The organism is Rhizobacter sp. P2_G4 (genome assembly GCF_056403575.1).
The window spans coordinates 242,554-249,602 of the sequence record NZ_JBFUFG010000007.1 but is presented as its reverse complement, the minus strand read 5'-3'; the positions used below and the strand labels follow the sequence as shown (position 1 = coordinate 249,602).

The 7,049-nt window shown below is 66.9% G+C and carries 7 protein-coding genes; 3 read left to right on the top strand and 4 right to left on the bottom strand.

Features of this window, described 5'->3' with window-relative positions; all coding sequences use genetic code 11:
• Window positions 1-134: 134 nt before the first annotated feature.
• From AC1DYS_RS23655 to AC1DYS_RS23645, 3 genes are read right to left on the bottom strand one after another with little or no spacing between them, the layout of a single operon-like run.
• Window positions 135-1,607, bottom strand: coding sequence for an HlyD family type I secretion periplasmic adaptor subunit (locus AC1DYS_RS23655; RefSeq protein ID WP_477903687.1), 1,473 nt, complete (start codon window positions 1,605-1,607; stop codon window positions 135-137).
• Between the two features lies 1 nt (window position 1,608).
• The gene (locus AC1DYS_RS23650; RefSeq protein ID WP_477903685.1) at window positions 1,609-3,849 is read right to left on the bottom strand and encodes a type I secretion system permease/ATPase; all 2,241 of its coding nucleotides are present in this window, start codon (window positions 3,847-3,849) and stop codon (window positions 1,609-1,611) included.
• Between the two features lie 31 nt (window positions 3,850-3,880).
• On the bottom strand, window positions 3,881-4,426 hold the full coding sequence (locus AC1DYS_RS23645) for an NUDIX hydrolase (RefSeq protein ID WP_082000685.1): 546 nt from the start codon (window positions 4,424-4,426) through the stop codon (window positions 3,881-3,883).
• Window positions 4,427-4,562: 136 nt separating this feature from the next.
• On the opposite strand from AC1DYS_RS23645, the gene AC1DYS_RS23640 reads away from it, so the two are divergent.
• The 3 genes from AC1DYS_RS23640 (at window position 4,563) to pgeF (ending at window position 6,742) form a co-directional block, all read left to right on the top strand.
• Window positions 4,563-5,270 carry a fumarylacetoacetate hydrolase family protein gene (locus tag AC1DYS_RS23640; RefSeq protein ID WP_477903683.1) on the top strand — a complete coding sequence of 236 codons (708 nt, stop codon included), beginning with the start codon at window positions 4,563-4,565 and terminating at the stop codon, window positions 5,268-5,270.
• Between the two features lie 94 nt (window positions 5,271-5,364).
• Window positions 5,365-6,009 (top strand): maleylacetoacetate isomerase, encoded by a 645-nt coding sequence (gene maiA / locus AC1DYS_RS23635; protein ID WP_477903818.1) that lies wholly within the window; start codon window positions 5,365-5,367, stop codon window positions 6,007-6,009.
• Window positions 5,999-6,742, top strand: a complete 744-nt coding sequence (pgeF, locus tag AC1DYS_RS23630) for a peptidoglycan editing factor PgeF (RefSeq protein ID WP_477903681.1) — start codon at window positions 5,999-6,001, stop codon at window positions 6,740-6,742. The genes maiA and pgeF overlap by 11 nt, the downstream gene beginning before the upstream one ends.
• On the opposite strand, the gene AC1DYS_RS23625 is transcribed toward pgeF, so the two are convergent.
• Window positions 6,674-6,952, bottom strand: a complete 279-nt coding sequence (locus tag AC1DYS_RS23625; RefSeq protein ID WP_477903679.1) for a hypothetical protein — start codon at window positions 6,950-6,952, stop codon at window positions 6,674-6,676. The genes pgeF and AC1DYS_RS23625 overlap by 69 nt on opposite strands.
• Between the last annotated feature and the right edge of the window lie 97 nt (window positions 6,953-7,049).

Below are 7,049 nucleotides of genomic sequence, written 5' to 3'. Positions count from 1 at the left end.
ATCGGAAACAGATGGTGCATGCGTGCCAAGTTGCCGCGTCGAATTACGCGTCATGCAGAGGTCGAACTGCGGCCCGCGTGGGCTTGTAGGTGCCTGGAGGCGGATGGGCTGCCCTGGCGGCAGGGCGCCCGGGCTCAGCGCTCCCGCAGCGCGTAGGCCTTGACCTTGAGCACTGGCTTCAGCAGGTAGGTCAGCACCGTCTTCTGCCCGGTGAGCACATCGACCTCGGCGGTCATGCCCGGGATGATCGGCAGCTTCTCGCTGAAGTTGGCGTGCGTGGTGCGCACCCGCACGAGGTAGAAGGCATTGCCGCGCTCGTCGACGACGGTGTCGGGGCTGATGTTTTCCACCTTGGCATCGAGCCCTCCGTAGATGGAGAAGTCGTAGGCGGTGAACTTGACGGTGGCGTTCTGGTCGGGGCGGATGAAGGCGATGTCTTTCGGCGCCATGCGCGCTTCGACCACCAGCTGGTCGTCGAGCGGCACGATCTCGACGATGTCCTTGCCGGGCTGCACCACGCCGCCCACAGTGTTGGCCAGCAGGCGCTGCACGCGGCCGCGCACCGGTGATTTCACCTGCGATTTGGTCACCTTGTCGGTCAGCGCGACCTGGCCTTCGTTCAGTGCGTTCAGCTTGCCGACCACCTCGGCCAGCTCCTTGCGGGCCTCATTGCGGAACGCGATCTCGGTCTCCTGGATCTTGCGCTGGGCTTCGCCGATGGCGGCCTGCACGCGGGCGATCTGGGCACTGGCCTGCTCGGACTCGCCACGGCTGCGCGATGTCTCGCGCTCGAGCCGCAGGATGTCGACCTCGCTCACCGCGCCGGAGGCCAGCAGCGGTTTGGTCTTGGCAAGTTCTTGCAGGCCGAGGTCGAGCGCGCGCTCGGCCGACGATTTGCGCGAGCGCATCTCGGCCAGCTCTTGCTCGCGTTGACGCAGCTGCTGGTTGTTGATCGACAGCATGGTCGACAACTCGGACTGCCGGGCTTGGTACAGCGCCAGCTCGCCCTGCAGGATGCGCGCTTCCTCGGGATCGCTGCCCATCGCCGGCGGCTGGAAAGCAGCGCCGTCAGCCAGCGCCCTCAGCCGCGCCTGCCGGGCGCGCAGTGCAAAGCCTTGCGCTGCGCTCTCGCGCACACCTGACGTGGCGCGCGTCTCGTCGACCTTCAGCAGCAACTGGCCGGCCTCGACGACCTCGCCTTCGCGAACCAGGATCTCGGAGACCACGCCGCCGTCCAGCGACTGCAGCACCTGCAGCTGCCGCGAGGGAATGACTTTGCCTTCGCCGCGCGTTACCTCGTCCACATGCGCAAGCCCGGCCCACACGATGAGCAGCACGAGGATCAACACCGAGGCGCGCACGATCTTCTGCGCGCGCTGGGTCTGGTTGCGCGTCATCACCTCTTCGGCTTCTTGCTCGAAGCTGCGGAAGCCCGCCTGGTTGGCCTGCGCGTCGGTGGCCGCACTGCCGAGCAGGCGGTTGGAGATGGGAGCCAGCAACAGGCGCAGCTTCTCCAGCACCGCGAGGATGCGGCGACCCGCGGCGAACAGCAAGCCGTGCGTGCGGCCCTCGGGCTGGCTGTTGGTGGGTTTGACTTCGGCGTCCATGTCAGGCGGCTCGGGCAATGCGGCCCGTTGACAGAGCTTCCATGATGCGGTCCCGCGGGCCGTCGGCCACGATCTTGCCGCCGTCGATCACGATCACGCGCGTCACCATGGCCAGCAGCGAGGTGCGGTGGGTCACCAGCACCACCGTCTTGTTGTGCGCGAAGTGGGTGATGTTCTGCGTGATCTGCGCTTCGGTGGAGAAGTCCATCGCGCTGGTGGGTTCGTCCAGCAGCAGGATGGGGGCGTTGTGCAGCACCGCCCGGGCGAGGCCGATGCCCTGGCGCTGGCCGCCCGAGAGCGATTCGCCGCGCTCGCCCACCGGCATGTCGAAGCCGCGTGGGTGGCGGTTGATGAAGCCCGTCATGCCGGCCAGTTCGGCGGAGGCCACCACCGCGGAGTCGTCGGCATAGGGCAGGCCGAAGGTGATGTTCTCGCGCAGCGTGCCGTAGAAGAGCGTCACGTCCTGCGACACGTAGCCCAGGTTGCGGCGCACGTCGGCTGGGTCCAACTGGCGCAGGTCGATGCCATCGAGCAGCACGGCGCCGTCGGTGGGCTGGTACAGGCCCATGATGAGCCGCTCGACCGTTGACTTGCCCGAGCCCACCTTGCCGATGAGCGCCACGCGCTCGCCGGCATTGATCTTGAAGCTGAGGCCGTCGAGCGCCACGTCTTGCCGGTTGGGGTAGGCGAATTTGACGTTGCGGAATTCGATGTCGCCGCGCAGCACCGGGCGGTGAATGAGGCTCTCGCCGACCGGCCGCTCGACCGGTTTTTCCATGATCTTGTTGAGCGACTCCATCGCCGTGCGTGCACCCTGGTACTGCATCAGCAGGCCGACGATCTGCCCGGCCGGCCCCAGCGCGCGACCTGCCAGCATGCTCGAGGCGATCAGCGCGCCCATGGTCAGCTCGCGCTGGCTGATGAGGTAGACGCCGATGACGATCATCGAGACCGTGACCGCCTGCGTCAGCCAGCCGGTGAGGTAGGTGGCCGACGACGACAGCGCACGCATGCGCACGCTGGTGCGCGAGAGGAACAGGTTGGCCCGCTCCCAGCGCGCCTGGATCACGCTCTCGGCGCCCAGCGACTTGATGGTCTCGATGCCGGTCAGGCTTTCGATCAGCGTGGCGTTGCGCTGTGCCGAGGCCTGGTAGGTGGTCTGCGACAGCTCGTGCAGGCGAAACTGCAGCACGTAGCCCATCACCAGGATGACGGCGAACACCACCACCACCGGCACAGCGAGCCAGGGCGAGATCCACGCCAGCACGACGACGAAGATCAGCGCGAAAGGCAGGTCGATCAGCGCGGTGACGGTGCTCGAGGCGATGAAGTCGCGCACCTGCTCGAAGCCGCGCAGGTTGGAGGCGAACGAGCCCACCGACTCGGGCCGGTTCTCGAGCTTCATGCCGAGCACCTTCTCCATCAGCGTGGCCGAGATCTGCACGTCGATGCGTGCGCTGGCCTCGTCGACGAAGTGGCTGCGCAGCTGGCGCATGAACACGTCGGCGCACATGATGATGAAGACGCCGACCGACAGCGCCCACAGCGTCTCGGTGGCGTTGTTGGGCACCACGCGGTCGTAGACGTTCATGCTGAACATCGGGAAGGCGAGGGCGAAGAAGTTGATCAGCAGCGCAGCCCACAGCACGTCGCGGTAGACGAAGCGCTGCTCCAGCAGGGCACTCCAGAACCAGTGCCTTGCCGCGACGCTGCGCACTTCGGGTGTGCGCGCATCGAAGCGGAAATGCGGGCGCACGAACAGCGCCACGCCGGTGTAGCGCGCTTCGAGATCGGCGCGCGGCATGCTGATGGAGCCTTGCGCGGTCTCGGGCAGCAGCACGCGGGCGGTGGTGCCGGCCGCGTCCCAGCCCATCAGCACGCAGGCGTGGTTGTCTTTCAGGATCAGGATGGCCGGCAACGCGGCGTTGTCGACACGCGCGAGCGGCAGGCGCTGCAGCTTTGCCGACAGGCCTGCACGCGCGGCGGCGCGCTCGGCGAGGTCGAGCGTGAGCAGTGCCTTGCCGCCCAGCTTGCCGTCCTTGCCCAGTGGCAGGCCGGCCGACAGTGAAGCGCGCGACGCTGCCTGGCCGTGCAGCCGGCACACCTCGACCAGGCAGTCGAGCAGCGGGTCGGGGTTGATCAGGTCTTCGCGCAGGTGCGTGGTCGCGCCCGTTGCGGCGGGGCGCGCTGCGGCCGGAGGAGCAGGTGGCGTGGCGGGCGGGACTTGAGCGGTGTCGGACATGTGCGAGGCGCAGCTTCAGGAATGAGGCTGGTCAGCCAATATCGGCGCAATGTAGTCCGAATTGACCTCGTTGCCTGTCTTCGAAGAAGCGTTTCAGGGTTTCCCTCACGGTGCGGAAGGCAAGGTCGTCCCAGGGAATTTCGTGTTCGGCAAACAGCTGGGCCTCGATGCTCTCCGGGCCGGGCGCGAAGTCGGTGTCGAGCAGGCGCGCCCGATAGAACAAGTGCAGTTGGCCGACCCGCACCACGTTGAGCAGCGTGTAGAGGCCTTGCAGCTCGACGCGCGCACCAGCTTCTTCGACGGTTTCGCGGATGGCGCCTTGCTCGGTGGTTTCGCCGAGCTCCATGAAGCCGGCGGGCAGCGTCCAGAAGCCGTAGCGCGGCTCGATGTTGCGGCGGCAGAGCAGCACCTTGTCTTGCCACACCGGCAGAGTGCCCACCACGTTCAGCGGGTTTTCGTAATGAATGGTCGTGCAGACGGTGCAAGTCGCGCGATCTCGGTTGTCGTCTGCAGGGGTTGAGTACACCACCGGTGACCCACAGGCCCTGCAATGCTTGATGCTGCGCGGCTGAAACATGGACATGGCGGGCAGTTTAGGGCCAGTCGCCGGGCACCCATGCGAATCCATGTTCGCAAGCTCCGGCTCAACATTTCACATGGCCGCGTGGCATCATCGAACGCATCCCTTGACCTTTGCCATGGAGCGTTTTTCGATGAGCTACGTCGTGCCTGTTCCCCGCGTTCCCGCCGTGCCCGTGGTGGGCGCTGAACCTGGGGCGGTGTTCCCCGTGCACCGCATCTATTGCGTGGGTCGCAACTACGTCGACCACGCCATCGAGATGGGCCACAGCGGTCGTGAGCCGCCGTTCTTCTTCATGAAGCCGGCCGATGCGATCCTCCCGGTGACCGAAGACCAGGTCGGCGAGATGCGCTACCCGAGCCTCACGCGCGATCTGCACCATGAAGTGGAGCTCGTCGTGGCCATCGGCAAGGGCGGCAGCGACATCAAGGCCGCCGATGCGATGAGCCATGTGTACGGCTATGCCGTGGGGCTCGATATGACGCGTCGGGACATCCAGGGCGAAGCCAAGAAGCAGGGCCGGCCCTGGGATGCTGGTAAAGGCTTCGAGCAGTCGGCACCGATCGGCGCCATCCGTCCGGCGGCCCAGTGCTACATCAACGCGGCGACACGCATTTCGCTCGACGTGAATGGCGCGAAGCGCCAGCACAGTGTGATCGGCAAGCTGATCTGGAGCGTGCCCGAAGTGATCGAGCAGCTCTCGACTGCATGGGACCTGCAACCCGGCGACCTGATCTACAGCGGCACACCGGAGGGCGTTGCGGCCGTGCTCGAAGGCGACTCGCTGCATGCACAGATCGACGGCGTAGGGTCCATGCGCGTGAAGATCGTCGGCGGGTGATGACAGCCCCTCGTCCGCAGAGTACTGCAGCCGCCCCCCCAAGAGGGTACGGGCCGGCTTGGGAGCGGCCCGGCGCTCGGCCCGTGTCTTCATGATGGAGCTGTACAGCTACTTCCGATCGTCGGCCTCATACCGGGTGCGCATCGCGCTCGGTTTGAAAGGCCTGCCCTACGACTACCGCCCGATTCACCTGGTGAAGGGGGAGCAGGTGCAGGCGCCGTTCAGTGACCTATCTGCTACGCGGCTGGTGCCGTTGCTCAAGGATGGCGACGCGCTCATTTCGCAGTCGCTGGCCATCATCGAGTACCTGGAAGAGACCTACCCGGAGCCGCCGTTGCTGCCGGCCGACGCCTTGGGCCGCGCGCGGGTGCGGGCGATCGCGCTCGACATCGCCTGCGAGATCCACCCGCTCAACAACCTGCGTGTGCTGCGCTACCTGGTCGACGAGATGAAGGTCAGCGAAGACGAAAAGATGCGCTGGCTGCGGCACTGGGTGGAGGACGGGCTTGCCACGGTGGAGCGGCAGCTTGCGGGCAACCCCGCCACCGGCCGCTTCTGCCATGGCGATGCGCCGACGCTGGCCGACGCGGTGCTGGTGCCGCAGATCTTCAACGCCCAGCGGTTCTCCTGCCGACTCGACCATGTGCCCGAGGTGATGCGCATCTTCGGCGAGTGCTCGGCGCTGCCGGCCTTCGCCAATGCGCACCCTGCGGCCTGCCCGGATGCCGATGCACGCTGACTGGCTGCAAGCCCACTGGAACGTGCCTGGCGTGGCCAGTGTGATGAGCACGCGCGCCGGGGGCACGAGCCCCGCGCCCTGGGACAGCTTCAATCTCGGCATCGCGGTCAACGACGACCCGCAACGCGTGGCACGTCATCGCGAGCTGTTCCAGCAGGCACTCGGTGCCGCGCCGGTGTTCATGAAGCAGGTGCATGGCACGCGCGTGCTGCGTCTGACGAGGGAGCACCTGACTTTGCCGACGGCCGAAGCCGATGCCTGCGTCACGACGGAGCGCGGCATTGCCTGCACCGTGCAGGTGGCCGATTGCCTGCCCATCCTGTTTGCTGCACCGGGCGCGGTCGGCGCCGCGCACGCCGGCTGGCGTGGCTTGGCGGGCGGCGTGGCCGAAGCGACGCTGCGCGGCGTCTGCGAAGCCGCGGCCTGCGAGCCGGCGCAAGTTCAGTGCTGGCTCGGGGCCTGCATCGGCCCGAATGCGTTCGAGGTGGGTGCCGATGTGCTCGAGGGCTTCGGTGTCGACCCTGCGCTGGCCGACCCGCTGCGCTTCAGGCCACTCCGGCCGGGGAAGTGGCTGGCCAACCTGCCGCTGCTGGCGCGCGACCGCCTGGCTGCGGCGGGCGTTCTGAGCGTGGGCGGTGGCACGTGGTGCACCGTCGAAGACCGGTCACGGTTCTTTTCGTTCCGCCGCGATGGTGTCACCGGCCGCATGGCCGCTGCCGTCTGGCTGCGCTGATGCCGCGTCTGCGGCCGCCTGCATCTCGGCTGCCAGGCGCGCTCGCCGCCGCAAGGGTGTGCCCATCACGTAGAGCACGATGGACAGCGGCAGCACGCCGTATAGCGCGAGCGTGATCAGCGCGCCCAGCACACTGCCGATCGGGCTCATGGCCTCGGCTGCGGCCATCAATACGACCACAAACATCCAGGCGATCGCGACGAGATACATTTTTATCGATGCATGAGCTTAGTCATGACAATGGTGACATGACAGAGGCACACTTTAGAGACAGGCCGCCCGCGGCAGGTCGGGCCGGCCAGATGGG